The sequence below is a fragment of the Pseudocitrobacter vendiensis genome (assembly GCF_943590815.1).
GTDB classification, from domain to species: domain Bacteria; phylum Pseudomonadota; class Gammaproteobacteria; order Enterobacterales; family Enterobacteriaceae; genus Pseudocitrobacter; species Pseudocitrobacter vendiensis.
This window is the reverse complement of record NZ_CALSBS010000002.1, coordinates 325,459-349,725: the sequence shown is the minus strand read 5'-3', so window position 1 is coordinate 349,725 and position 24,267 is coordinate 325,459. Positions and strand designations below refer to the sequence as shown.

Sequence of the window (24,267 nt, the reverse complement as noted above, 5' to 3'; positions counted from 1 at the left end):
AAAGCTGGACAACTGATGAAATGGCGCTCTTATGGCGCCACACCAACGAGCAGGTATCAGAGCTAACCGGGCGCAGCTTCGAGGAAGTTGGCGATATGCGTTTGAAAGCGAATATCGAGCGCAATGGCTGGGACGTTAACGATCCGGAGCGGGAGGTAGCGTGACCGATTACACCGGTAGTAACACTCCAACGGATCAGCGCGACCTCTGGCGCACTCCGCCATCCCTCTTCGCTTCGCTTGATGCTGAGTTCTGCTTCCAACTGGATGCCGCCGCAGCGCCGCATAATGCACTGTGCAGAAAGTTCATCACCGCTGAGCAGAACACGCTTGAAACGCCATGGGTTGATTACCTGACTGTGCCGGGTTACGTCTGGCTGAATCCACCATATAGCGATATCACACCATTCGTTAAAAAGGCCGCAGCCGAAAGCGCCAATCAGATCGGCACGGTCATGCTGGTTCCAGCAGACACATCGGTAGGCTGGTTCAAGGAGGCAATCCAGACCGCCAGCGAGGTTCGCTTTATCACTGCCGGGCGGCTGGCGTTTATCAACCCGGTCACCGGTAAGCCGGTCTCGGGAAATAACAAAGGGTCGATGCTCATCATCTGGCGACCCTACCCGCGCACTCATTGCCAGCTCACTTCAGTCGACCGCGATCAGTTGATTCAGTTTGGTCAAAAGCTGATAGCGCGCAGATCAGTTGATCAGAACGTTACAAGCACTGTTTGGCCCGCTGAAGTGAGTCTTGTTTATTCCCAAATAGGCAACGCTCAGGAGCTACCTTCCTCCCAGCAGCAAAAACTTAAAAGTCACATTAACAGGATGTGGCTTGATCGAATACCTGTCCCTGAAATTCTCAATGCGGCAAGTTCCCTAGCCAGTTCTATGGAGAAACATACGTGAATCATTCAGAAATCATCGTCGATAATTTCGCTGGCGGCGGCGGAGCCAGTACCGGAATAGAGCTTGCGACCGGACGTAGCGTTGATATTGCTATTAACCACGATCCCAATGCAGTCGCTATGCATACCACAAATCACCCTGAAACCCTGCACTACTGTGAAAGCGTGTTTGATGTTGACCCAGCCACAGCGACCGCCGGTAAACCGGTTGGCCTGGCCTGGTTCAGCCCGGACTGCCGCCACTTCTCTAAAGCAAAAGGCTCAAAGCCGGTTGAGAAAGAGATTCGCGGGTTGGCATGGATCGTTATTCGTTGGGCCCTGTCCGTTCGTCCTCGGGTGATGATGCTTGAGAACGTCGAAGAGTTCCGCACCTGGGGGCCGCTAGTCGCCACAGAAGAAGGTTTTCGACCAGATCCGGAACGCACTGGTGAAACCTTTGAAGCCTTCTGCGCAATGCTGTCCGGCGGGATTTCTGCGTCACATCCAGCGTTTTTGGAATGCTGTGAATGTCTCGGTATCAGCCGTGGTAGTGAGAGGGCTGCAAAGCTTATTAATGGCCTTGGTTATGCGGTCGATCATCGTGAACTGCGGGCGTGTGATTACGGCGCGCCGACAATTCGCAAACGCTTCTTCATGGTCATGCGCTGCGATGGCGTGAAGATTACCTGGCCTGAAGCCAGCCATGGTGATCCAAAGTCTGATGAAGTACTGGCCGGAAAACGCAATCCATGGCGTACGGCTGCTGAGTGCATTGATTGGTCGCTCGATTGCCCGTCGATTTTCGACCGCAAAAAGCCGCTGGCGGAGAACACGCTCAAACGTATCGCCCGTGGTATCCAGCGCTTCGTTATCGACAGTCCGTCGCCATTTATCGTGAAGTGCAACCACACCAGCACCAAATCCTCGTATGACTGTTTCCGTGGGCAGGCGCTGGGTAAACCACTACAGACGATTACCAAAACCCATGGCTACGCTATTGCCGTGCCACATTTAACAAAATTTCGTACTGGCGCGACTGGGCAGCCAGTTACCGAACCGGTACCTACTGTCACCGCTGGCACATCGGCGCGCCCGGGCGGTAACGGGCATGCTCTCGGGACGGTATCTGCTACGCTGACTCCGTTCCTGGCTGGTAATGGCGGAAGCGAATACCAGGCCAAGCCGCGTCCTCTGACAAAACCTGCTCACACTATCCTGAAAGAGTCGCGTTGCTGTGTAGTTGCTCCTGTAATCGCCAGACAGTTCGGTGCAAGTGTAGGCCACCGTGCTGATGAGCCGAGTGCAACGATTACAGCGGGCGGCGGTGGAAAATCGCAATTAGTGAAACCGGTCCTGATCCAGATGGGTTACGGCGAAAGACCTGGCCAGGCGCCGAGAGTACTTCAGCTGGGTAAACCACTTGGAACAATTACCGCTGGCGGAGGAAAGTTTGCCCTGGTTGCTGCGAACCTCATAAAACACTTTGGCGGCAACTACTCTGGTGCTGGTATTTCCATGAACGAACCCGCGCACACGGTGACCACCACCGACCACCACGCGATCGTGACTTCAAGCATCATCAAAATGCGCGGTACCAATACTGGACAGCCCGCTGATACACCACTGCAAACCGTAACGGCCGGTGGCCTGCATTTTGGTGAAGTCAGGACAAACCTGGCTGTCGATGACTATAACGAAGGCCGTGCACTTGAAGTGTTGTCATTCCTGCAGAAGTACTGCGGTGAGGATAGCGACGGTTTGGTGACTGTTGAAGGTATCGTTTACCGCATCGTTGATATCGGAATGCGTATGCTTCAGCCCCACGAACTTTACCGTGCACAGGGCTTTCCGGACTGGTACATCATCGATCGGGATTACACCGGGCAACGATATTCCAAAGATAAGCAAGTGGCGCGCTGCGGTAATGCCGTACCTCCGCCGTTTGCTGAAGCATTGGTAAGGGCAAACTTACCAGAAATGTGTCTTGGTAAAAAATCGGAGGCCGCATGATGCCAAAAACTCAGGAACAGCGTAACGCCCTTATCTCTACCGCCCGGCGCTGTAACGAAGAACTCAAAGCCGCAATGAACCAGAAGCCAAAGCCGAAATTCGACGCGGTAAGTCGCCCACTGCTCAAGAAGCATTTCGAGAAGCTTAAAGCCCTGGGCATTCCATTCACTCTCTTCACATGGACTATCGGTGTGATGAACAAGCAATTCAGGGAGTACTGAAATGGCGGACATTATTGATTCAGCAGCAGAAATCGAAGAGTTACAACGTAACTTCGCACTCAATAAGCATCGCCGTACCGGTAATCTCGTGTCTGCTGAGTTATGCGAAGCGTGCGGCGAAGATATCCCGGAACCGCGTCGCGCTGCCGTTCCCGGCTGCCAGACATGCGCCAGTTGCCAGGAAGAGATCGAGCTGAGAAATAAGCAGAGGGGGTTCTAACTCATCCTTGCGCCCTTACTAAACAGCGGTATTTACGTCCTTCACGGTGTCAGCCTAATATTTGTTAGTCTGTATTCAGGAGATCATAAGATGAAAGATATTATGCTTTTTGGTGCTGGACATGAAGGCACAAAGAAACAGGTTGAACCCGGGAAAGAATCCTACTACTTCAACAGCAAACCAGTACCATCGCCCACAGGCACTAATATAATTAGTTATAGTGCAGAGCGGGTTTCATTCCTGGTTAGCACTGTTTATCCAGAAAAAGGAGGTTTTTTGATTGGAGTGCATGGTGAAGAACCTTCAGATAAAACGATAGTAGATGCGATATTTAAGTACAACCCTACCCCATTAAACTGAAAACAGTGTACTGAAACGAACCTCGCCCTGGCGGGGTTTTTTATTGGACAAAAATCGTTGCGTCCTGCGTGCTGCATGAGGATGAATTATGCGTATTGAAGAGTTACCGAAGCTCCCGAAGCTGTTCCGCGTTATCGAGGTTGATCTGGATGTGCTACGCAATGGCGTTAATTCAAGTTGGGGAGTTATTTTCGACCAGGACGCCATCGTTAAGCGAAAGGTCCGCCGAGTTAAGCATGACGGCGGATGGAAGTGGCAAATCGTTCGCGAGTGTTTTGATCAGGAGTTATGGGATTACTGCTTCGAGCAGGATAGAGAATGCCTTGAGGAGTTGAACTATCAGCTCGGTCTTGTGCAATAACTCATAGCCGATTCACTGAGTCGGTTATCGAATGTAACCAACCCTCGTTTTGGCCCGGCTCGCCCGGGCGTTTTTTTGCCTGGAGAAAAGAATAATGAATGACGGCATCTTGTTTACCAGCGACATCCTGGCTCGATACAAAATTTCCCGGAGTACGCTGTACTTTTGGAGTACACCGGCGCGCATGCCTTCGAGCTTCACCTGCCCCTTCCCTAAACCAACGATTCCCGGCAACCCTAAGCGCTGGCGGGAATCTGAGATCGCATCATGGGAAGATCAGGTCAATGCTTCTAAAGCGGATAACCAATAATGTCCTGCAGGTGATGCTGCCAGATAGTTAACCACTCATGCTGATCGCCCATATAGTCATGAAGGTTGTATCTGGCCATCACTCCTGACATTTGATGGCCCAACAGTTTTTCAATGACATGCGGTGGCGCACCAAGTTCTGATAACCGGGTTGCCACGGTCCTACGCAGGTCATGCAGTGACCACTCCTTCATCCCCGTCTTTCTTATCACCTGGGCTGAATACGTCGATACCAGCGTCTGGCCTGGTGGTACATCCTCTTTATCCCTGAACTGAGCAGGTGTTAAAACATGCTTAGTTGCGGATCCCCTCTTATGCTCTTTCAATAAACGGATCGCCACGTCGGGAAGAGCGCGCCTTATGGTACGTCCGGTCTTATAATCTTCAGCCGGTACGGTCCATGTCTTATCGTTCAAATCAAACCATTCCCACTTTGATTTTCTGATCTCTGCGGCGCGGCAGCCAGTAAGAAGCATAAACCGGATAACAAGTTGCTGTGACGGTGGCATTGAGAATAAGGCATCCCAGACAATTTTTATCTCATCGTCTGCCAGTCTCCTCTCTTTCATTTTGGAAGCCATCCCCACATCGGAACGTCTGAGCGACTCCAGAGGGTTGTTTTTAATTACGCCCCTGTTGTGGCAGAAACGAAGAGCTCGCTTGGTAAGGGAAAGCATTTCACCGGCAATAACTGTCCTGCCCATTTTGTCGAACACCTCCAGCCAGTTCGCTTTCGAGGTTTGATCAACAATGGCCTTACCGATGCGCGGGCTGATGTGTTTGTTGAAGCTTTTACCATTCGCATCAATCTTGATTATCCCTTCAGGGATACAGTAATGGTTAACCCAGTACTCATATGCATCATCAACGGTCAATGCTTCAAGTCTTTCGTTTTTTTCAACCAGCACTTTCTGGCGAGGGTCAAAACCTTCACTTAGCCAGGTTCGGAATTGCTGCCTACGGTCTCGCGCCTGAGAAAGAGAAACAGCCGGGTAATCACCAATACTCAATTGCACTGGTTTACTTTGCCACCGATAACGGTAGAAGAAAGTTACGCCACCCGTTATGCTTAACCTTACATTGAGGCCGTTTGAGTCTGAGAGAACTTCGACCTTCTCCCTGCGCTTTCCAAGCGCCTTTCGCAATTTGGTATCAGTGAGCACCGTGTACACTCCTAAGCAATGTACGCACTAGTGTACACAAATCTGATAAATTGCAATCACCCTAAATAAAACACGTTCAAACATTATAAATAAGAAAGGCAGACGTGATGCGGTTCAGAGGTGGTAAAAATAAACTGCAATAAAACACCGTTAACTGAAACAAAGCAAAAACGTATTCTTCAGGAAGAAAAGTAATTCATTAGCGCATCGTGTTACGTTCTTAAAACAATGCGCTATCGAATAGGTTTGACGCCATCGAGACACACAATGATATGCACCTTTTCATTGTGTGTCTCTGATCTAACTCTTATACGTTTTCTTAATCAAACACACCGTTGATTATGGTAGTAACGATTGCCGTACTTAAGGCGATTAACACTAAATCGTCACCTACTGCACGCCATTCATATCCAGGATAATACGGTAGGTCGTTTATCATTGAGGCAGGGAGCGTTTTCTTAGCAATCCCCGGAGGTAACGGCTTACCACGCGCTAAATTCTTGGCAATGCCCGGAGGCAGCGCCTGATAGCCTACCAGGCCGTAATTCACAGCAAGAGAACGCGCGCGCGAGAAATCAATATCTGAATCTACATGGTCTGGCTTACCATAGTTTTTGCGCTTCCCATGATCTTCATATGACTGATTGTTTTTCTGCGCTTTATCACTATGGCCCCCGCCCTTGCCATTATTTCCGTTATTACCATGATTGCTACCACCACCGCTGTTTCCGTGCCCGCCACCATTTCCATTACCATTACCATTTCCCGGATTGGCGTAAACAGGCGCAACAAGAACAGCGAGTGATATCACCGCAGCCAATGCTGTTTTTAGAGTGTGACGCGTAGACATGATGATATTCCTGAAGGTTGAGTTGACCCTTCAAACTTATGACAAAGCTATTCCCTTATCAATCTCATGTTTTCTTATTTTATTCCTCGCGATTACCTTCTGGGAAAGAGTTACAATCGGCACATCTCTGGACCAGGATGTACTAAAGGCGATGAAAGTGTTGATCCGCCATCGAGGACTCGAACCCCGATCTCCAGAAGTAGACAGACACTCTGAGCTCTATCCGGTTGAGCTAATGACGGATAAAAAAAAGGCCAGCATCGGTAGCTGGCCTGGACGAAAGCGTTGAAGAATCACCGCAGGCTAAGCCTTGCCCGAAATTCGTTAAGAAGAGTAATCTCCTGGCCGGCATTGTAATGGCAACGGAAGAAGTATGTGACAGATTTCACATATCAAACAAGCTTTTAAGAAAATTCAATCCACATGAAGAGCGTTGTCTTTCATCTATGGCGCAATAAAAGGTTGCGTTACAGTCGGCCTAAATGAGATGCAGGGTGAGTGAGTCATGAAGCACACAGGTAAACTGTGTGCTTCTGCTGCTGAGAAATGGGACGGTCAGGTCAGTGATGCAGAACCCCTATTTCAATGAGCGCCTGCGCGGTGAGCAGAATAAACATGATAACGACAAGTGGAGTATACATTTTGTCTCTCCTGTGCTGGTCGCTCTCATAATTATAGAGCACTATTGGCTGGTTTAACGCAACGTAAATCAGGTTCCTATTCTTTCTGCCCTTCACTAACTTCCTTTATAGGTTGAGTAACCGTACTGGCTCAGTAGAAGGGGAACATGAAGCTTTTCGTTAGTTTTCGTCACGGTAAACAGCACCGGAATTTCAGGGAAGAAGGAGGTTAAATGATCACGTTTGAAATACTCCCCTGTTTTGAATACCACACGATAAACACCAGGTTGCATGTCCTCAGTTTCAGGATAAAGCGACTTAATGCGCCCATCGTTATCCGTCTTCATGCTCGCTAACATGATCCATCCCGACGACTGCTGCTTTTCAAGCGTCACCTCGACATCTTTTGAAGGTATACCGGTTTGCTGATTCAAAATATGCACACTCAGTGTCCCCTGGGGTGCCGCAAAGGCAACCGGCATTGCGATAAGCGTGCTCAGTAAGACCAGCCCTGATATTTTTTTCATTGTCTTCATCCTGTTATTAATAAGTCAGGGAAAGCTTAGCCATCTTTAGATATAAAAATATTCAATTTATTGTGATATTCAGGTTACGAGGGCAGCCTTTGTTTGTCTGTTTTTTCTTCCAGCGGCCCCGTCATACGCGCGTTTCTCTATTCTCCTTGCCCATTTCGTAGTAGCATCCCGCCCGTCGTCTTTTGAATAAGCACAGGGATTATAATGACACTGAAAAATGATGCCCCGCAGGGTGAACTGGTTCTACGCACACTCGCCATGCCCGCGGACACCAACGCTAATGGAGACATCTTTGGCGGCTGGTTAATGTCACAAATGGATATTGGCGGCGCGATTCTGGCAAAAGAGATTGCACACGGTCGGGTCGTCACCGTACGCGTTGACGGTATGACCTTCCTGCGCCCGGTTGCCGTAGGTGATGTTGTCTGCTGCTATGCGCGCTGTGTTAAAAAAGGCAATACGTCAATTACGGTGAATATTGAAGTGTGGGTGAAGAAGGTGTCGTCTGAGCCGATTGGCCAGCGCTACAAAGCAACTGAAGCACTGTTTATCTATGTGGCGGTTGATCCTTCCGGCAAACCCCGTGCGATCCCCGCTAACTAATATGACGCCCGGCGATTCACCGGGCCTCAAAACAGTTAGATAAAACCAAGTACCTTAAAGAAGAAGTAACCAATCACAATAACCACAATCGGCAGGATATAAAGCGGAAAAATTTGCAGGAAGATGGTGTTATGCGGCACCTTAATTTTCGCTTCCAGCGCCTCGCGCGTCATGCCTTCTTCACCCTTCGCTTTTTCCAGGATCATCTGATCGTTAACGCCTTCACGCAGAAATTTCGCCTGACGGCTCATGCGTGCGCCAGAGTCCTGCAAGGCCAACGCAATGAAGACCAGCGCGAAAATCACCCAGAACATCACGTTCAGCCCCTGCTGGAAATTTGGCGTCGGCGAGTTATACCAGAAGAAATTCAGGAAAGGTGTGTTGAAACGCATCATCTCGATCATCACGTGCGCGAAATCCATCATCACCGCATCGATGCCCGGCTGCTTTTCGCTGTGATCGTACATAAATTTCAGTACCGAGATCAGCGTTGAAATGAGCGCAGGAATGAAAATTACCCAGCCTAAAATACGTTTGAGAATCGCGATGCGTCCCGCTTGTTGATACGTCATGGGTTCCCCTTGTTCAGACGTCTTTTTGTCAGAATTTATGTTATCAGTCTACCTGCTGGCAGCCATTTTTCCCGACTTTACGCGCGATATGATATACCATATTAAACGGCATTCATCGCCTAAGTTACTCAATAGAGAGGTTGTTATGTCCGCAGAGCGCCAGATACTCGCCGCTATTTTTGATATGGATGGATTACTGATCGATTCCGAACCACTGTGGGATCGTGCCGAACTGGAGGTCATTGCGAGCCTTGGCGTGGATATTACTCGTCGCAACGAACTGCCGGATACCCTGGGTCTGCGCATCGATATGGTGGTAGACCTGTGGTTTGCCCAGCAGCCCTGGAACGGGCCGAGCCGTGAAGATGTCACTGCGCGCATTATCGAACGCGCCATCAGCCTGGTGGAAGAAACCCGCCCGCTGTTGCCTGGGGTGCGCGAAGCCGTCGCCCTGTGCAAAGCAAACGGCCTGAAGGTTGGCCTCGCGTCAGCCTCGCCGCTGCATATGCTGGAAAAAGTGCTGACCATGTTTGACCTGCGCGACCAGTTCGATGCGCTGGCATCCGCGGAAAAATTGCCCTACAGCAAGCCGCATCCCCAGGTTTACCTCGATTGCGCCGCCAAACTGGGCGTCGACCCACTCACCTGCGTAGCGCTGGAAGATTCAGTCAATGGCATGATTGCCAGCAAAGCCGCGCGTATGCGCTCGGTAGTAGTGCCCGCAGAAGAAGGACAAAACGATCCTCGCTTCGTGCTGGCCAACGTGAAACTGCACTCCCTTGCCGATTTAACGCTTAACGATCTTCGCGGTTAACCCCTTCGCGGGCAACGCCAGGTTGTCCGCAAATCCAACGCCCGTCAAATAATTGAAACATCGTTTCATTTTAGTTTGAGTTTTTCATCTTGCCCTTCTATGCTTGGCGTGTGGATCAGCCATAACGACAATAACAGCATACAGAGGTCACTATGATACTGAACGCCTTCAACCTGAACGGTAAAGTTGCGCTTGTCACCGGGTGCGATACGGGTTTGGGACAAGGGATGGCTTTAGGGCTTGCGGAAGCGGGCTGCGATATCATCAGCGTCAGCCGCAAAATACCGGAAGAGACATCCGCCAAAGTACAGGCTCTCGGGCGCCGATTCACCGCTATTCAGGCGGACCTCAGTCGTCAGGATGCGATTACGGATATCGTGAAGAAGGCAGTCGCGGCGATGGGCCACATTGATATTCTGGTAAACAACGCCGGAACCATCCGTCGGGAAGATGCGCTCTCTTTTAGCGAAAAGAACTGGGATGACGTGATTAACCTGAACCTGAAGTCGGTGTTTTTCCTCTCTCAGGCGGTGGCGAAACAATTTTTACACCAGGGCGGAGGCGGGAAAATCATTAACATTGCCTCAATGCTCTCTTTCCAGGGCGGGATTCGCGTACCGTCTTATACCGCGTCTAAAAGCGGCGTGCTGGGCATTACGCGCCTGTTAGCTAACGAATGGGCGCAGCATAACATCAACGTTAACGCCATTGCGCCGGGTTACATGGCAACCAATAATACGCAGCAACTGCGTGACGATGCCGAACGCAGCAAAGAAATTCTCGATCGTATCCCCGCCGGGCGCTGGGGATCACCGGAGGATTTAAAAGGCCCGGCGGTATTCCTTGCGTCTTCCGCGTCTGACTATATCAACGGCTATACACTGGCAGTGGATGGCGGCTGGCTGGCGCGTTAATTTTTTAACAAAGAGTTACACCGTAACCTCTTCCGCCTACTGTATAAAAACCCTATACTGTATGAATTGACAGTTTTATCGGGTTTTATCATGACGGCGGAAGGCCACCTGCTCTTTTCCATCGCCTGTGCGGTATTTGCAAAAAATGCCGAGCTTACGCCTGTGCTGGCGCAAGGCGACTGGTGGCATATTGTGCCGTCAGCAGTACTGACCTGTCTGCTACCGGATATCGATCACCCGAAATCGTTTCTGGGTCAGCGCCTCAGTTGGCTGTCGAAACCGGTGGCCCGTGCATTTGGCCATCGCGGATTTACCCACAGCTTGCTGGCCGTTTTCGCCCTGCTCACAGTTTTCTATCTTAAAGTGCCCGACACGTGGTTTATTCCTGCCGACGCGCTTCAGGGAATGGTCCTGGGCTACCTCAGCCATATCCTGGCCGACATGCTCACCCCTGCGGGTGTGCCGCTGTTATGGCCATGCCGCTGGCGTTTTCGTTTGCCGATACTCGCGCCACAAAAGGGTAATCAACTGGAACGTTTCCTGTGCATGGCGCTGTTCGCTTATGCCGTCTGGATGCCGCAGTCGTTGCCGGAAAACAGCGCCGTACGCTGGTCTTCAGGGATGATTAATTCTCTGCAAATGACCTTCAATCGCTTTATAAATCACCAGATCGAACAATAACCGCACAAAACTATCACTTTTGTCATAATCCATTCCATTTGGATATAAGCGACGATTCCCAGTTCTGTTACCCTTTTCACATCTGACCAGCCCGGTGAGGCTGGCTATATAATGAAATCAGGAGAACGGGGATGAACTTTCCATTAATCGCGAACGTTATCGTGTTCGCGGCACTGCTGTTGCTGCTGGCGCAAACGCGTCACAAACAGTGGAGTCTGGCAAAAAAAGTACTGGTCGGTCTGGTGATGGGGGTCGTGTTTGGCCTCGCGCTTCAGTTTATCTATGGTTCCGACAGCCAGATTCTTAAAGATTCTATTCAGTGGTTCAACGTCGTCGGTAACGGCTACGTGCAACTGCTCCAAATGATCGTAATGCCGCTGGTTTTCGCCTCGATTCTGAGCGCCGTAGCCCGTCTGCACAACGCGTCACAATTGGGTAAAATCAGCTTCCTGACCATCGGTACGCTGCTGTTCACTACGCTGATTGCGGCACTGGTCGGCGTGCTGGTCACCAATTTGTTTGGTCTGACGGCGGAAGGTCTGGTCCAGGGCACTGCTGAAACCGCGCGCCTCGACGCCATTCACAGCAACTATGCTGGCAAGGTTGCTGACCTGAACGTGCCGCAGCTGTTGCTCTCCTTCGTGCCTAAAAATCCGTTTGCCGATCTGACCGGCGCGAACCCAACCTCTATCATCAGCATCGTCATTTTCGCCGCGTTCCTGGGTGTTGCGGCGCTGAAACTGCTGAAAGATGACGAACCAAAAGGCCTGCGCGTCATCGCGGCAATCGACACACTGCAAAGCTGGGTGATGAAACTGGTTCGCCTGGTCATGCAACTGACCCCTTACGGCGTGCTGGCGCTGATGACCAAAGTCGTGGCCGGTTCTAACCTGCAGGACATCATCAAACTCGGCAGCTTCGTGGTAGCCTCTTACATCGGCCTGGCAATCATGTTCGCCGTACACGGCCTGTTGCTGGGCGTGAACGGTGTCAGCCCATTGAAATACTTCCGTAAAGTGTGGCCGGTTATCACTTTCGCCTTCACCAGCCGTTCCAGCGCCGCGTCCATTCCGCTGAACGTGGAAGCACAAACGCGCCGTCTGGGTGTACCTGAATCTATCGCCAGCTTCTCCGCCTCATTCGGCGCGACGATTGGTCAGAATGGCTGTGCGGGTCTCTACCCGGCAATGCTCGCCGTGATGGTTGCGCCAACCGTTGGCATCAACCCGCTCGATCCCCTCTGGATTGCCACCCTAGTCGGTATCGTCACCGTGAGTTCTGCGGGTGTGGCGGGCGTCGGCGGCGGTGCAACCTTTGCTGCGCTGATTGTGCTGCCGGCAATGGGCTTGCCGGTCACGCTGGTCGCGCTGCTGATTTCCGTTGAGCCGCTGATCGACATGGGCCGTACCGCGCTGAACGTCAGTGGCTCCATGACGGCCGGTACCCTGACCAGCCAGTGGCTGCGCCAGACGGATAAAGACATTCTGAACAGTGAGGATGATGCGGAACTGGCGCATCGTTAATGACCTTTCAGGCACAAAAAAACCGCTGATTATCAGCGGTTTTTTTATATCCGCGATTAACAATCACTCATCGCTAACATCCTCTTCCTGCCTCATTTGCGCAGCCCAACGCTGGGCTGACTCAGGGACGCTAAACGCCTGTGAACGTCGGAAAGCGCTTCCCATCAATACAAATGCGACATATTTGCCGCGCAGTAGCCACACATCGCGATAGCCCTCCACCTTGTTTGCATGGTCGGGCGGCGCGGGTTCGGTTCGGGGAATATAGCTAATGACCTGTCGATTTTGTTGGCGAAGCGGTTTCATAACGGTTATTTCAAATCACTCGGGGCAAAAACAGGAAAATTCTATAATAGCCGATTTAACCCTGTGGCGTCGCGCCTTGCGTCGATTTCATCTTGCGCAATCGCGCGTATACCCGCCGCGATCCGCCCTCTTCCCCAGATAAACCCTGAGATTGCTCTATAGTTAGAAGGGTTTTGCCGCACTATCGGCCAACTTTCAGTAGTGAAAAAGGAGACGAGCATGTCGGATCAACATAAAAAATCCAAAACCCATCAATCCCCGGTTCACGACGCCAGTGAATCAAAACCTGGCCTGGATTCTCTGGCGCCTGCGGACGGTTCCTGGCGACCGACGCCAAAACCTACCGCGCCGGGTGAAGAGCCTACCGCACCGGGGAGTCTGAAAGCGCCAAAAACCAGCAATGAGAAACTTAAAGCGCTCGATAAGCAGCGTAAAGGCGGTGAAAACTTCCCGCTGACCACTAATCAGGGCGTTCGTATTGCTGATGACCAGAATTCTCTGCGTGCCGGAAGCCGTGGCCCTACGCTGCTGGAAGATTTTATTCTGCGCGAGAAAATCACCCACTTCGACCATGAACGCATTCCAGAGCGCATCGTCCACGCCCGTGGCTCTGCGGCGCACGGTTATTTTCAGCCCTATAAAAGCCTGAGTGATGTCACGAAAGCGGACTTCCTTTCCTCAAAGGAGAAAATCACGCCCGTTTTCGTGCGTTTCTCAACCGTACAGGGTGGCGCGGGTTCTGCTGACACCGTGCGCGATATCCGAGGTTTTGCCACCAAGTTTTACACCGATGAAGGCATTTTTGACTTGGTCGGTAACAACACCCCTATCTTCTTTATTCAGGATGCATTGAAATTTCCCGATTTCGTGCACGCCGTGAAACCCGAGCCACATTCGGCAATGCCGCAGGGACAAAGCGCGCATGATACCTTCTGGGACTATGTCTCGCTGCAACCAGAGACGTTGCACAACGTGTTCTGGGCGATGTCGGACCGCGGTATTCCTCGAAGCTATCGCACCATGGAAGGCTTTGGTATTCATACCTTCCGTTTAATCAATGCCGAGGGTAAAGCGACGTTTGTCCGCTTCCACTGGAAGCCCGTTGCCGGAAAGGCGTCTCTGCTGTGGGATGAGTCGCAAAAACTCACCGGACGCGATCCTGACTTCCACCGCCGCGATCTGTGGGAAGCCATCGAAGCGGGCGATTACCCGGAATATGAACTGGGGCTGCAATTGATCCCGGAAGAGGATGAATTCAAATTTGACTTCGACCTGCTCGACCCCACCAAGCTTATTCCCGAAGAGCTGGTCCCGGTGCAGCTCGTCGGGAAAATGGTGCTTAACCGCAACCCGGATAACTTCTTCGCTGAGAATGAACAGGCCGCGTTCCACCCTGGGCATATCGTTCCCGGTCTGGATTTCAGTAACGATCCCCTGCTCCAGGGGCGCCTGTTCTCTTACACCGATACCCAGATCAGCCGCCTTGGCGGGCCAAACTTCCACGAGATCCCGATTAACCGACCAACCTGCCCGTATCACAATTTCCAGCGTGATGGCATGCATCGTCAGGACATCGACACCAACCCGGCAAACTACGAGCCAAACTCTATCAACGATAACTGGCCGCGCGAAACACCGCCAGGGCCGAAGCGCGGCGGTTTCGAATCGTATCAGGAACGCGTTGACGGACACAAAGTGCGCGAGCGTAGCCCCTCCTTTGGCGAGTATTACGCGCAGCCTCGCCTCTTCTGGAACAGTCAGACGCCGATTGAGCAACAGCATATTATCGATGCCTTCAGCTTTGAACTCAGTAAAGTCGCGCGTGAGTGGATCCGTGAACGCGTCGTAGATCAACTTGCGTGCGTTGATATTCGCCTGGCGCAGAGCGTTGCTGACAACTTAGGTATGACACTCAGCGATGAGCAGCAGAATCGACGCCCGCCTGCTGATGTGAACGGTCTGGATAAAGACCCTACTCTCAGCTTGTATGCCATCCCAAGTGGGGATGTAAAAGGGCGCGTCGTGGCGGTTCTGCTCAATCAGAAAACGGCCTCTGCTGACGTGCTAACGCTTCTTAAAGGCCTGAAAGCACAAGGCGTGCATGCCAAACTGCTCTACTCGCGCATGGGGGAAGTGACCGCCGACGATGGTTCGAAACTGCCTATCGCAGGCACCTTTGCCGGTTCTCCTTCACTGACGGTAGATGCAGTGGTGGTGCCTGGCGGCGATCTCAGCGATCTGCTAAAAAGTGGCGATGCACAATACTACCTGCTGGAAGCCTACAAGCATCTCAAGCCGATACTGCTGGCGGGCGATGCGCGTCAGTTTAAAGGGCTGCTTAATGTCGATAGCCAGGGCGAAGAAGGCATGGTTGAAGGTGATGCAATCACCAAATCAACCGTGGACGATTTGCTAGGCCTTGTCGCGGCGCACCGCGTCTGGTCTCGTGCCGGTAAAACGGCGGCGATACCAGCATAAAAAAAAGCCCGGTGACGGATGACCGGGCGAAAAGCACAACATTCTCTCAACTCGCAGAATCAGACGTCGCGATAGGTGCCGAGACGGTAACCACGTTCTGCAATGGCATCTTTCAGCGATGGCGAAGTGAGGACATCCAGCTCGGCCAGTCGTGGGTAGCAGTAAGCGCTGCCCATGATGGTCTTATCAACAAACGCCGGATGGCACATCACCTCAAGTGAGGGTTCATCGCGTTGCACAGATTTATCCAGTACCTGCAAAAATAATGCTTCCGAAATCGCATCGCCATAGAACTCACTGCTGAATCCCGCGCTGCTGCGCACATCATCCGGTGCGCCATCCACCTCAGGAATGGTACGGTCAATACGTAACGCGACGCCTTTTTCTAAGGCAAATTTCGCCACCAGCGGGTAGATCTGCGGGATCATATGCACATGATGATGGCTATCAATATGCGTTGGTGCAGTATCGAAAATAGCGACGAAGCGATCGAACTGGCACGCCAGTTCATGGGCAATTTCGTCCAGCGGCAGCGTATCGTTTTCAGCCATCTGCCAGATCCATTTACCCAGTTTGCCTTCCCGGGTCAGCCCCGGCATCTCTGAGAGCGGTTCGCCCAGCGTCAGGACAAAGTGCATCCCGACCGCGAGCTCCGGCGTACGGCGACTCAGTTGAGCCGCATGTTCGATTTCCGCGCCGTTCACCAGCGCGGTGGTTGAGGTCACCAGTCCATTTTTACAGGCATCAATAATGCCGTAGTTCTGCCCTTTGCTCAGGCCGAAGTCATCAGCGTTGACGATCAGCAGTCGTTCCATCGTACCTCCTGTCACTTTTTCAGCTTCTCCACCGTGGCGGCGAAGTTCGGCAACCACTCTTCGTGAGCGAGGATCATTTCACGCGCGAGGATCTCCGCGTCTTTGTCAGAGCCAATCAGCGGGCTTAAGTTCATCGCCAGTTCGACGTCGTTAATGTCGCCACTCAGCGCCGCATGGCTTGCCTGAATTTCAAAAGCTTTAATGGTATGGATAAGCCCCATCACTTTGTCATCAAAGTGCGTCAGGCGCGGGTGTGGTTTCGCACCGTCGCGGCCCAGAATCGCCGTCATTTCTACCGCCCAGTCCGCCGGGATGTTATCCACGTGGCCATTGTGCGGGAAGTTAACGTAGTGTTCAGCCTGCTTATCATTGTAGATAGCGTTGATCACTTCGCAGGCCGCATCGGAGTAATACGCACCGCCACGTTGCTCCAGCTCTTTCGGCTTAACGTTGAGATCCGGGTTCTTGTACAGCTCGAACAATTGTTTCTCAACTTTCTGTACCACCTGTGCGCGTGCACCACCTTTGTAGTACTCGCCCATTTCAATCGCCAGCATCTCTTTGGTTTTGAAATAGTAAAGCAGATACGAGCAAGGAATCAGATTCAGGGAGCGAATCAATCCTTCGCTAAACGGCAGGTCGAAGATATTTTTGACCGAGTTGGCCGTCAGGGTACCGGAAGCGACACCGTCAATCAGCTCAGCGAAACGCGATTTGCCATTCACCAGCACATCGCGGATAAACACCATGTGGTTCAGGCCAAAGAGATCGATAGAAAGATCGTCTTTTTCGGAAAGCTTCAGCACATCGGTGATAAACATTTTCATGCCGATCGGGATGTTGCACACGCCGATAAAGCGCTTGAAATTGGTGTGACGATACACCGCTTCGGTGACCATCCCGGCCGGGTTGGTAAAGTTAATCACCCACGCATTCGGGCACAGTTCCTGCACATCTTTAATGATGTCAAAAATAACCGGAATGGTACGCAGACCTTTGAACAAGCCGCCTGCGCCGTTAGTTTCCTGACCGAGGTAGCCGTGGCTCAGCGGAATACGCTCATCTTTTTCACGCGCTTTCAGCTGGCCAACGCGCAGCTGGGTGGTCACGAAGTCGGCATCACGCAGCGCGTCACGGCGGTCGAGAGTTTTGAAGACTTTCATTGGTACGCCTGCTTTCTCCACCATACGCTCACACAGCGCATGAATGATATCCAGCTTCTCTTTACCGCCTTCAACATCAACCAGCCACAATTCGCTTACCGGCAATTCATGGTAACGTTTGAGAAAACCCTCCAGTAATTCTGGTGTATAGCTGCTGCCGCCGCCGATGGTTACAACTTTTAATTTCTGGCTCATACTTTCTCCCTCGTGATCCACCCGCTAAATGCAGTCAACCCTCCACATTCAGCGCGGATATTAAATTTGCTGTCGCATTACTACGGATAATACCGTAGTGCGTGAATTATTTTACTTAATGACCGTCAGTCGTTTGCGATAATTGCTCGGGGTAAACGAAGTCAGCTTCTTGAATGTTTTAATAAACAAACTTGGGCTGCTGTACCCGGACTCATATGCAATATCAGTGACAGAATAGTTCGTAATTTCCAGTTGTTTCATGGCAAAGTTGATGCGGATATCATTAATAATCTGCATGGGTGTTTTGCCATAATAGCGCTGGGTCGCACGCGTTAAATACTCCTGAGACTTCCCGGAGAGCGCAACCATATTTTCCAGCGCACCTTCACCGAACTTCATTTTATCGTGCATGGCTTCGACGGTTGTTTTTAACCACTGCGGTGTAACATCCTGAGCTTGATCTTCACGATGATGACGCAGGCGGTTAATCACATAAAAAGCCACCACTTCAATAAATTCATCGAATTCAGTTTCGCGGAAATGTAGCGAAGCAATAACCGACTCGATATAGCTGAGAAAAGTACTTTTAACAGAGTAAACCTGCGACGCCACCAGGCAAAATGGCAGTAGCGGCTGATAGTGCGTAGCGAAGAAGTCTTTGCTGATCCCGACGTTGAGGATACGCGTCGCACCAAACTCGTAGAAGCTCTGATGATGCGAACCCAACGGGATGAAGACAAAGTCGCCACGTTCCAGCAGGACGCGCTTGCCGTTAATCTCCTGGTAGTAGCGGCCCGTTAGCACCAGCGTGAATTCATAATAATCATGCTGATGCAGGCCGCTTACGCTCTCCGTTTTATTGTAGATAAAGACATGAAAATTCCGGCCATCAAACAGTTGCTGTTCTCGTGCGGTGTTAATTTCCATGGTCATCATCTTAGGCTGCCTCATAATACGGATAACCTATTGTACCTTCTCGTGAAGCTCAATCAATTCGGCAACCAACTCGCGGGCCAACATTGAGGTCATAAGATGATCCTGAGCATGAACTAATACCAGACTCACCTTCATTTTTCCCTCGCCCTCATCGCTTTCGATGAGTTGCGTCTGCACACGGTGCGCTTCGCTCAGTGCAATGCGCGATTGTTCCATCGTCGTTTTAGCGGTTTCAAAGTCGCCTTGCTTGGCCTGTTTCAGCGCCATATAAGCGAGGCTTCGCGCCTGGCCGGAGTTAATAATCAGGCCCATCACCACTTCTTCGAGGTCATTTTCCTGCACAGGTTCTGCTGTGATATTGTCCAGATCAAACATACATTTTCCTTTTAGTGATGGCGGTAGGGTTCCCCCTACCGCACGTCATCAGAATTTCAGTGCATTCGCGATGTCTTCTTCAGACTCTTCTTCTTCAATGGCCGTCTGCGCTTTGTTGGCTACGATGACAAATGGCATGTAGATAAGCGTGGCGATAACCAGGTTGAAGAGCGCCAGCAACAGCGCGGCAATACTTCCGTTGGTACTGAAGAAAGCCCCTAAGCCGGTCGGCATCGTCCATGGTGCCATGTTGGTAATTGGCGGAATGATGCCCAGTGAGTACGCGATAATCATGATGGCGGCGAGGATAGGCTGAACCAGTACGAATGGAATCAGCATGACCGGGTTCATGATAATCGGCAGACCAAACAGAATCGGTTCGTTAATCTGGAAGATGCCTGATGGCAGCGCCAGCTTGGCAACTGAACGGTAATCTGCGCGACGTGAAGCGATAAAGATAGCGATAATCAGACCCAGAGTCGCGCCACTGCCGCCGAGGAAGACGTAGGAGTCGAGCATAGGTTTCGCCCAGACATGGAACGATTTACCGGCTTCCAGCGCCGCCGCAACGGAACCATACTGCTGATAAGTCGCGATGTTTTCCAGCGCCCACGGGGTCATGATGCCGCTGTCCAGTGCAGTCAGCGCCAGGGAACCGTGGATACCGAAGAACCACAGCAGCGGAACAAAGATAACGTACGCCCAACCAACAATCGCACCCATCGACGCCAGCGGTGTGGAGATACCGTCCATGATGATCTGGTGGAAGTTGGTGCTCCAGTGAGTCAGCGCCCAGGAGATGATTCCCATAATAGAGAGGATGATAAAGCCAGGAATAACTGCCGAGAAAGAACGGGATACGGATGCAGGAACGCTATCCGGCAGGCGAATAACCCAGTTTTTGTGCACAATAAAGGTGAACATTTCCGCGACCACCAGGCCAATAATAATACCGGAAATAATGTTCGCCCCGCCCAGCCAGTTTGCCCCCACAGCATAAGCTTCACCCACGCTGTACGGCGTTACTGTCATAAAGGCCGCAACGGATAACAGACCTGCCGCCAGCGAATCAACTTTACGCTCTTCTGCCAGCGCCATACCGATAAAGAAAGGTGCCATCAGTGACATAATGCCCAACGTGCCGTTGTAAACATTACCGCCGATGGCTTTAAAGCTATTTAAGTTCTCAATAGTTGACGCGTCGAGGCGAATACCCATTGAATAGAAAAAAGATCCCTCACCAAAGCTGAGAAAAACGTTGTTGATTAAGACAAACATCGCACCCGCGAGGGTCAATGGCATTAACTTAATAAAACCGTTTTTAATCGCATTAACGTGAGGCTGTTTTCCTATTTTAATAGCAAAAGGAAGGAGTACCTTTTCAAGCGAACTGATCACTTTACTCATAGAAAAATACCCTTAAAGGCCGCAGCGAATACCGCGGCGTTAAATGTGAAATAACTCTTTGACGGGAAAAATAAAAAATTACTGCGCAGCAGCTTTTTTAATTGCAGCAACGGCTGCTTTAAGAACACCTAAACCATCGACTTTACCGTAGAGCGCTGAGTCAATAACCTCTACCGGTTTATTAGGCAGCAACTTTTGAATATCTGCCTTCATGTACGCAATTTGTGGCCCCAGTAATACGACATCGGCCTGTGGGCCTTTTTCTGCGGCAAAGCTTTCTGAGAATGCTTCAATAATTACTGGTACTTCATATTTCTCCGCCTGTGCACGCATTTTGGAGACCAGTAATGAAGTCGACATCCCTGCAGAGCAAAAAAGATAGATGTGTTTCTTTTCCATTCACGCTTCCTCAACTTATCGAATCTGCCATCATCGGGCTTCGTTCCTTCCGCCCATGAACCCATTTCAACATCAGATGTTTCACTTTTGTTTATGAGTTGAGTATACGGTATCTCTTCAGACCAGGATAATTCCTTCTCCCCCAAAATTGTCTCTCATTGACCTTGCCTTATGATTCCCTTCACACTTTGGTCAAAATAATTCGCGCAATTAAATAAGCATCAGAAACCACAAAAAAGCCCGACGATGTCGTCGGGCTTACGTAGTGCTCAGGAAAATGAACGATTACTGTTTAGCGGCCTGCGGATCGGTGTCGTACTCGGCACAGGTCTGATAACCAGAGTTCATCACGTGGCCCGTATCGTCGAGGGCTACGAAGTAAGTCTCAGTTTTACCATCACGTTGACCCAAAATGTAGGTCTGGCAGGTACCGCGAGCATGAATCATGCTCACTTCAGAAGACGGCTTACCTGCAATTTGCGCAACCTGGCTGCGCGACATGCCTTTCTTCACATCTTTAACCACCGGCTGGGTGAACTGATCTTTTGTACGGTCATATGTCGTACACCCGGCCAACATGGTTAATGCTGCTGCTGCACCCAGAAAACCTGTAACGTACTTGTTCATAAAACATCCTCTTTGTTGTTTTGTGTAGTTTAAGCCTGGAATAAAGGATCTTATTTTTCAACCCTACGCTGAAAATCGGTCGGTTTTAAGAACATTCTGCTGACAAAAAAGTAAGTCGCTGAATTGCGCTAATTTACGTCACTCAACGCGCCACGCCTTGTCGTTTCAGCTTCAAAGAGGTAGCTTTAAGGTCTTGTTCTGATGGGTATCGGCAACATCTTTTGGAGGGGTAAATGAGTTTACAGCAGGAAATCATCCAGGCGCTTGGCGTGAAACCACAGATTGACGTGCAACAGGAGATCCGCCGCAGCGTCGATTTCCTGAAATCGTATCTGCAAACCTACCCGTTTATTAAATCACTGGTATTGGGTATCAGCGGCGGCCAGGATTCCACCCTTGCGGGCAAATTGTGCCAGCAGGCCATCAGTGAACTGCGTAAAGAGAGCGGAGATAATGAACTTCAGTTTATCGCCGTGCGTCTGCCGTTTGGCGTGCAGGCCGATGAGCAGGATTGCCAGGACGCTATCGCCTTTATTCAGCCGGATCGCGTACTGACCGTTAATATTAAAGGCGCAGTCCTCGCCAGCGAAGTAGCCCTGCGCGAAGCGGGAATTGAACTGAGCGACTTCGTTCGCGGCAACGAAAAAGCACGTGAACGCATGAAGGCCCAGTACAGCATCGCCGGGATGACCAAAGGCGTGGTAGTCGGCACCGACCATGCGGCGGAAGCCGTGACGGGCTTCTTCACCAAATACGGCGATGGCGGCACCGACATTAACCCAATTTTTCGTCTGAATAAACGTCAGGGAAAACAGTTACTGGCCGCGCTGGGCTGCCCGGAGCATCTGTATCTGAAAGCGCCAACGGCGGACCTGGAAGACGATCGCCCTTCCCTGCCTGACGAAGTAGCGCTGGGAGTAACCTATGAAAATATCGACGATTACCTTGAAGGCAAAACTGTCGCGCCTGAACTGGCGAAGATTATCGAAGGCTGGTACGTGAAGACGGAACATAAACGTCGCCCACCGATTACAGTGTTTGACGATTTCTGGAAACAATAAAAGAAAAACCGCCGGACTTGCCCACAGCTTCTGAGAGCGTATGAGCAGGTCCGGCGGTCTTAAGTCAGTGCGCTGAGTTATTCAGCAGGTACGGGCATTTTACCTTCTGGCGCGTGACGTTCTGTCAGACGCTTCTCAAAATTAGCATTAAACTGTTTTTTCTGTTCCGGCGTTAAAATGTTGTAGATCTTGTTCTGGGTTTCCATGTGAGACAGCATCATCTCTTTACGCTGGGTATCCATTTTGTCGATCTGCGCCTGTGCTTTCGCTTTGTCGAAGCTGTCGCTGGCGATCAGGTCGTGCATCGCACGGCGGTTGTCCTGCATTTTGTCGTGTTCCGCTTTCTTGATGTCGCGGATCTGTTGTTTCTGTGCATCGGTCAGATTCAGCCCCTGGAACATCATCATTTCATGATGACGCGGACCCGGTTTGCCTTTGTGGTGATGCATCATGGTTTTGCCATCCGGCTGTGCGGCTGGCGTGGTTGAGGTATCGGCGGCGTGTGCCAGGTTAGCCGCGCCCAGAGCCAGAGTAGAGGCAACAAACAGTGCAGTCATCTTTTTCATCATTAATTCCTTTCTTCAGGTTATTCTGTTACGGCGCGTTGCCGTGTTGACGAGATTAACTTTACGGGGTTTATCGTCAATTAATCAGAGCATGCGTAAAACAATGAAAGTGTAAAAAACAATTTTACGCCAATTATGGAGGAATTAAGGAAAAACAGTGGAGAATTGCAACAAAAATAAATAAGGCACTGATTAAGAAGGGAATGTGGAGAAGTATAAAACAGCACTGCCGATTAATAAAGCAATTTGATCGGAATAATCTGCATCAGAAATAAAAACGAAGAAATAATGCCACTACGTTATTGTAGCGGCTCAGTAATAATTAACCGCAGCGTTCCAGCATGAGCCCGGCGCGCAACCCTAACGCCACATCAGGGTTTGGAAACAGCACGTATTCACAGGGTCTCTCCACCACGTAACGCGTGTCACCATCTTCCGCAAGCAGTGTACCCCGCGCAAACGGGGTAAAGTTCAGCGTCTGCGTCGACATATAGAGGTGAAACGCCTCACTGCGCCGGGTAATTTGCTGCACAACCCGATAGCGAAGCGGCGTATCTGACGAACCGCCGCCCCATTCGCCTGCCAGTAAATAGCTCAGTTGCTGCTGCGTGAGTGCAAAACGGGAGAGATCGTTGTGACCAAACGGTAGCGCCTTCCCCAGTTCCAGCGTACAGGCAAGCGCCGCAAAGCGTTCACAGCTGTAGTGCGTGAAGGTACCGCCTGGCGTTTGATGAAACACCAGCGCCTGCAAGCCTGCGCGTCCAAGCCAGTTCAGGAAATTGTCATCCCACGGCGCATCACGCGCAGGCAGCACGCCAAAACGCAAATGATGCGAGCCGCGAATCGCCGTATGCAGATCGAGATGCCAGCGCACGCTGTCGGCAGGCTGGGCGTGGTAAAACGCCGTCATCGCCTGTTCAAGCTCCGCGACTCTGGCCGTCTCATCGGAAGGCGAGAACTGCTGCCAGCGCTCACCAAACATGCGGTTCATATCGCTGTGAATATAACGCCGGTTATTTCGCAGCGCGGGCGGATTGCCCAGAATCAGCAGCAGCCGCCAGCGCAAAACAATACTTCCAGCCAACAACCCGGCAAGCAGCGCATCAACCATTTCTACCGGCGCGGTTTCGTTACCGTGAATCCCTGCTGAAAGCACCAGCGCGCGGCGACACGGCTGATAAGGCGTCAGTTCAAGAATTCCCGCCCCATGCCAGCGCCAGTAAAATGATGGCCCCTCGCCCTGTACTGTCTCTGGCTTCGTCCCCGCAAGCGTTAGCGGTAAAAAATGGTGCATGGC

Annotated in this window: 28 protein-coding genes, 1 tRNA gene and 1 pseudogene; 15 read left to right on the top strand and 15 right to left on the bottom strand. The window is 51.1% G+C overall.

From position 1 onward, the window contains the following. The first annotated feature begins 20 nt into the window (after positions 1-20). The 8 genes and pseudogenes from NMC31_RS04075 (at position 21) to NMC31_RS04040 (ending at position 4,367) form a co-directional block, all read left to right on the top strand. Entirely contained in the window at positions 21-164 is a 144-nt protein-coding gene (locus NMC31_RS04075) for a hypothetical protein (RefSeq protein WP_253897124.1), read from the top strand. Next, positions 161-700 (top strand): annotated as a pseudogene (locus NMC31_RS04070) (phage N-6-adenine-methyltransferase); the annotation flags it as partial. The gene NMC31_RS04075 and the pseudogene NMC31_RS04070, both read left to right, overlap by 4 nt. A 203-nt stretch (positions 701-903) precedes the next feature. Then, positions 904-2,895, top strand: a complete 1,992-nt coding sequence (locus NMC31_RS04065; RefSeq protein ID WP_253897046.1) for a DNA cytosine methyltransferase — start codon at positions 904-906, stop codon at positions 2,893-2,895. Then, positions 2,892-3,116 (top strand): hypothetical protein, encoded by a 225-nt coding sequence (locus NMC31_RS04060; protein WP_102596078.1) that lies wholly within the window; start codon positions 2,892-2,894, stop codon positions 3,114-3,116. Before NMC31_RS04065 ends, NMC31_RS04060 begins: the two co-directional genes overlap by 4 nt. Before the next feature lies 1 nt (position 3,117). Further along, positions 3,118-3,336, top strand: a complete 219-nt coding sequence (locus NMC31_RS04055) for a TraR/DksA family transcriptional regulator (protein ID WP_253897045.1) — start codon at positions 3,118-3,120, stop codon at positions 3,334-3,336. Positions 3,337-3,426: 90 nt separating this feature from the next. Next, positions 3,427-3,696, top strand: a complete 270-nt coding sequence (locus NMC31_RS04050) for a hypothetical protein (RefSeq protein WP_253897044.1) — start codon at positions 3,427-3,429, stop codon at positions 3,694-3,696. 88 nt (positions 3,697-3,784) lie between these two features. After that, positions 3,785-4,057, top strand: coding sequence for a hypothetical protein (locus tag NMC31_RS04045; protein WP_253897043.1), 273 nt, complete (start codon positions 3,785-3,787; stop codon positions 4,055-4,057). Between the two features lie 94 nt (positions 4,058-4,151). Continuing rightward, positions 4,152-4,367 (top strand): helix-turn-helix transcriptional regulator, encoded by a 216-nt coding sequence (locus NMC31_RS04040; RefSeq protein ID WP_001514144.1) that lies wholly within the window; start codon positions 4,152-4,154, stop codon positions 4,365-4,367. On the opposite strand, the gene NMC31_RS04035 is transcribed toward NMC31_RS04040, so the two are convergent. The 4 genes from NMC31_RS04035 to uraH all read right to left on the bottom strand — a co-directional run bounded on the left by NMC31_RS04035 (position 4,348) and on the right by uraH (position 7,526). Beyond that, entirely contained in the window at positions 4,348-5,529 is a 1,182-nt protein-coding gene (locus tag NMC31_RS04035; protein ID WP_113975594.1) for a tyrosine-type recombinase/integrase, read from the bottom strand. The two genes, NMC31_RS04040 and NMC31_RS04035, sit on opposite strands and share 20 nt — an antisense overlap. A gap of 319 nt (positions 5,530-5,848) precedes the next feature. After that, on the bottom strand, positions 5,849-6,379 hold the full coding sequence (locus NMC31_RS04030; RefSeq protein WP_253897042.1) for an anti-virulence regulator CigR family protein: 531 nt from the start codon (positions 6,377-6,379) through the stop codon (positions 5,849-5,851). A 164-nt stretch (positions 6,380-6,543) separates the two neighbouring features. Continuing rightward, a tRNA-OTHER gene (locus tag NMC31_RS04025) sits at positions 6,544-6,621 on the bottom strand. Positions 6,622-7,115: 494 nt separating this feature from the next. After that, positions 7,116-7,526: a hydroxyisourate hydrolase gene (gene uraH / locus NMC31_RS04020; protein ID WP_149464590.1), complete on the bottom strand. Its 411-nt coding sequence runs from the start codon at positions 7,524-7,526 to the stop codon at positions 7,116-7,118. 213 nt (positions 7,527-7,739) lie between these two features. On the opposite strand from uraH, the gene yciA reads away from it, so the two are divergent. Then, positions 7,740-8,138: an acyl-CoA thioester hydrolase YciA gene (yciA, locus tag NMC31_RS04015; RefSeq protein ID WP_108475635.1), complete on the top strand. Its 399-nt coding sequence runs from the start codon at positions 7,740-7,742 to the stop codon at positions 8,136-8,138. A gap of 35 nt (positions 8,139-8,173) precedes the next feature. Here yciA and NMC31_RS04010 read toward each other — a convergent pair whose 3' ends face one another. After that, positions 8,174-8,710: a YniB family protein gene (locus tag NMC31_RS04010; RefSeq protein ID WP_149464588.1), complete on the bottom strand. Its 537-nt coding sequence runs from the start codon at positions 8,708-8,710 to the stop codon at positions 8,174-8,176. Between the two features lie 145 nt (positions 8,711-8,855). Here NMC31_RS04010 and hxpB point away from each other — a divergent pair, with 145 nt between their 5' ends. The 4 genes from hxpB to NMC31_RS03990 all read left to right on the top strand — a co-directional run bounded on the left by hxpB (position 8,856) and on the right by NMC31_RS03990 (position 12,642). Beyond that, on the top strand, positions 8,856-9,524 hold the full coding sequence (gene hxpB / locus NMC31_RS04005) for a hexitol phosphatase HxpB (protein ID WP_253897041.1): 669 nt from the start codon (positions 8,856-8,858) through the stop codon (positions 9,522-9,524). Positions 9,525-9,676: 152 nt separating this feature from the next. Next, positions 9,677-10,438: a 2-dehydro-3-deoxy-D-gluconate 5-dehydrogenase KduD gene (gene kduD / locus NMC31_RS04000; RefSeq protein WP_253897040.1), complete on the top strand. Its 762-nt coding sequence runs from the start codon at positions 9,677-9,679 to the stop codon at positions 10,436-10,438. A 90-nt stretch (positions 10,439-10,528) separates the two neighbouring features. After that, positions 10,529-11,119 (top strand): metal-dependent hydrolase, encoded by a 591-nt coding sequence (locus NMC31_RS03995; RefSeq protein WP_149464585.1) that lies wholly within the window; start codon positions 10,529-10,531, stop codon positions 11,117-11,119. A gap of 131 nt (positions 11,120-11,250) precedes the next feature. After that, positions 11,251-12,642 carry an L-cystine transporter gene (locus NMC31_RS03990; RefSeq protein ID WP_253897039.1) on the top strand — a complete coding sequence of 464 codons (1,392 nt, stop codon included), beginning with the start codon at positions 11,251-11,253 and terminating at the stop codon, positions 12,640-12,642. Positions 12,643-12,705: 63 nt separating this feature from the next. Here NMC31_RS03990 and cedA read toward each other — a convergent pair whose 3' ends face one another. Then, entirely contained in the window at positions 12,706-12,948 is a 243-nt protein-coding gene (gene cedA, locus NMC31_RS03985) for a cell division activator CedA (protein ID WP_253897038.1), read from the bottom strand. A gap of 219 nt (positions 12,949-13,167) precedes the next feature. Here cedA and katE point away from each other — a divergent pair, with 219 nt between their 5' ends. After that, positions 13,168-15,426, top strand: a complete 2,259-nt coding sequence (gene katE, locus NMC31_RS03980) for a catalase HPII (RefSeq protein ID WP_253897037.1) — start codon at positions 13,168-13,170, stop codon at positions 15,424-15,426. Positions 15,427-15,485: 59 nt separating this feature from the next. Here the strand turns inward: katE and chbG are convergent, their stop codons facing one another. From chbG to osmE, 7 genes are all read right to left on the bottom strand, one after another. Further along, on the bottom strand, positions 15,486-16,241 hold the full coding sequence (gene chbG, locus NMC31_RS03975) for a chitin disaccharide deacetylase (protein ID WP_253897036.1): 756 nt from the start codon (positions 16,239-16,241) through the stop codon (positions 15,486-15,488). 11 nt (positions 16,242-16,252) lie between these two features. Beyond that, positions 16,253-17,599, bottom strand: coding sequence for a 6-phospho-beta-glucosidase (locus NMC31_RS03970; protein WP_253897035.1), 1,347 nt, complete (start codon positions 17,597-17,599; stop codon positions 16,253-16,255). A gap of 111 nt (positions 17,600-17,710) precedes the next feature. After that, positions 17,711-18,550: a transcriptional regulator ChbR gene (chbR, locus tag NMC31_RS03965; protein WP_255475680.1), complete on the bottom strand. Its 840-nt coding sequence runs from the start codon at positions 18,548-18,550 to the stop codon at positions 17,711-17,713. Between the two features lie 12 nt (positions 18,551-18,562). Then, the gene (gene chbA, locus NMC31_RS03960; RefSeq protein WP_149464578.1) at positions 18,563-18,910 is read right to left on the bottom strand and encodes a PTS N,N'-diacetylchitobiose transporter subunit IIA; all 348 of its coding nucleotides are present in this window, start codon (positions 18,908-18,910) and stop codon (positions 18,563-18,565) included. A gap of 48 nt (positions 18,911-18,958) precedes the next feature. Next, positions 18,959-20,317, bottom strand: coding sequence for a PTS N,N'-diacetylchitobiose transporter subunit IIC (chbC, locus tag NMC31_RS03955; RefSeq protein WP_149464577.1), 1,359 nt, complete (start codon positions 20,315-20,317; stop codon positions 18,959-18,961). Between the two features lie 78 nt (positions 20,318-20,395). Next, positions 20,396-20,716 carry a PTS sugar transporter subunit IIB gene (locus NMC31_RS03950; RefSeq protein ID WP_108475646.1) on the bottom strand — a complete coding sequence of 107 codons (321 nt, stop codon included), beginning with the start codon at positions 20,714-20,716 and terminating at the stop codon, positions 20,396-20,398. A 285-nt stretch (positions 20,717-21,001) separates the two neighbouring features. Then, a complete protein-coding gene (gene osmE, locus NMC31_RS03945) occupies positions 21,002-21,343 on the bottom strand; it encodes an osmotically-inducible lipoprotein OsmE (protein WP_015964753.1) in 342 nt (113 codons plus the stop codon). Positions 21,344-21,576: 233 nt separating this feature from the next. On the opposite strand from osmE, the gene nadE reads away from it, so the two are divergent. Beyond that, positions 21,577-22,404 (top strand): NAD(+) synthase, encoded by an 828-nt coding sequence (gene nadE, locus NMC31_RS03940; RefSeq protein ID WP_253897034.1) that lies wholly within the window; start codon positions 21,577-21,579, stop codon positions 22,402-22,404. 77 nt (positions 22,405-22,481) lie between these two features. On the opposite strand, the gene spy is transcribed toward nadE, so the two are convergent. Continuing rightward, the gene (spy, locus tag NMC31_RS03935; RefSeq protein WP_188016895.1) at positions 22,482-22,973 is read right to left on the bottom strand and encodes an ATP-independent periplasmic protein-refolding chaperone Spy; all 492 of its coding nucleotides are present in this window, start codon (positions 22,971-22,973) and stop codon (positions 22,482-22,484) included. Between the two features lie 319 nt (positions 22,974-23,292). After that, on the bottom strand, positions 23,293-24,264 hold the full coding sequence (astE, locus tag NMC31_RS03930) for a succinylglutamate desuccinylase (RefSeq protein WP_253897033.1): 972 nt from the start codon (positions 24,262-24,264) through the stop codon (positions 23,293-23,295). Positions 24,265-24,267 lie beyond the last annotated feature (3 nt).

Bases quoted from the DNA above. Each gene is read 5' to 3' on its own strand.
- uraH (WP_149464590.1), bottom strand. From the start codon at position 7,526: ATGAAAAAAATATCAGGGCTGGTCTTACTGAGCACGCTTATCGCAATG.
- NMC31_RS04040 (WP_001514144.1), top strand. From the start codon at position 4,152: ATGAATGACGGCATCTTGTTTACCAGCGACATCCTGGCTCGATACAAA.
- nadE (WP_253897034.1), top strand. From the start codon at position 21,577: ATGAGTTTACAGCAGGAAATCATCCAGGCGCTTGGCGTGAAACCACAG.
- NMC31_RS04045 (WP_253897043.1), top strand. From the start codon at position 3,785: ATGCGTATTGAAGAGTTACCGAAGCTCCCGAAGCTGTTCCGCGTTATC.
- NMC31_RS03950 (WP_108475646.1), bottom strand. From the start codon at position 20,716: ATGGAAAAGAAACACATCTATCTTTTTTGCTCTGCAGGGATGTCGACT.
- hxpB (WP_253897041.1), top strand. From the start codon at position 8,856: ATGTCCGCAGAGCGCCAGATACTCGCCGCTATTTTTGATATGGATGGA.
- NMC31_RS03990 (WP_253897039.1), top strand. From the start codon at position 11,251: ATGAACTTTCCATTAATCGCGAACGTTATCGTGTTCGCGGCACTGCTG.
- osmE (WP_015964753.1), bottom strand. From the start codon at position 21,343: ATGAACAAGTACGTTACAGGTTTTCTGGGTGCAGCAGCAGCATTAACC.
- NMC31_RS04010 (WP_149464588.1), bottom strand. From the start codon at position 8,710: ATGACGTATCAACAAGCGGGACGCATCGCGATTCTCAAACGTATTTTA.
- NMC31_RS04030 (WP_253897042.1), bottom strand. From the start codon at position 6,379: ATGTCTACGCGTCACACTCTAAAAACAGCATTGGCTGCGGTGATATCA.
- chbC (WP_149464577.1), bottom strand. From the start codon at position 20,317: ATGAGTAAAGTGATCAGTTCGCTTGAAAAGGTACTCCTTCCTTTTGCT.
- NMC31_RS04075 (WP_253897124.1), top strand. From the start codon at position 21: ATGGCGCTCTTATGGCGCCACACCAACGAGCAGGTATCAGAGCTAACC.
- spy (WP_188016895.1), bottom strand. From the start codon at position 22,973: ATGATGAAAAAGATGACTGCACTGTTTGTTGCCTCTACTCTGGCTCTG.
- astE (WP_253897033.1), bottom strand. From the start codon at position 24,264: ATGCACCATTTTTTACCGCTAACGCTTGCGGGGACGAAGCCAGAGACA.
- NMC31_RS03970 (WP_253897035.1), bottom strand. From the start codon at position 17,599: ATGAGCCAGAAATTAAAAGTTGTAACCATCGGCGGCGGCAGCAGCTAT.
- chbA (WP_149464578.1), bottom strand. From the start codon at position 18,910: ATGTTTGATCTGGACAATATCACAGCAGAACCTGTGCAGGAAAATGAC.
- NMC31_RS04055 (WP_253897045.1), top strand. From the start codon at position 3,118: ATGGCGGACATTATTGATTCAGCAGCAGAAATCGAAGAGTTACAACGT.
- cedA (WP_253897038.1), bottom strand. From the start codon at position 12,948: ATGAAACCGCTTCGCCAACAAAATCGACAGGTCATTAGCTATATTCCC.
- kduD (WP_253897040.1), top strand. From the start codon at position 9,677: ATGATACTGAACGCCTTCAACCTGAACGGTAAAGTTGCGCTTGTCACC.
- NMC31_RS04060 (WP_102596078.1), top strand. From the start codon at position 2,892: ATGATGCCAAAAACTCAGGAACAGCGTAACGCCCTTATCTCTACCGCC.
- NMC31_RS04050 (WP_253897044.1), top strand. From the start codon at position 3,427: ATGAAAGATATTATGCTTTTTGGTGCTGGACATGAAGGCACAAAGAAA.
- NMC31_RS03995 (WP_149464585.1), top strand. From the start codon at position 10,529: ATGACGGCGGAAGGCCACCTGCTCTTTTCCATCGCCTGTGCGGTATTT.
- chbG (WP_253897036.1), bottom strand. From the start codon at position 16,241: ATGGAACGACTGCTGATCGTCAACGCTGATGACTTCGGCCTGAGCAAA.
- katE (WP_253897037.1), top strand. From the start codon at position 13,168: ATGTCGGATCAACATAAAAAATCCAAAACCCATCAATCCCCGGTTCAC.
- chbR (WP_255475680.1), bottom strand. From the start codon at position 18,550: ATGAGGCAGCCTAAGATGATGACCATGGAAATTAACACCGCACGAGAA.
- yciA (WP_108475635.1), top strand. From the start codon at position 7,740: ATGACACTGAAAAATGATGCCCCGCAGGGTGAACTGGTTCTACGCACA.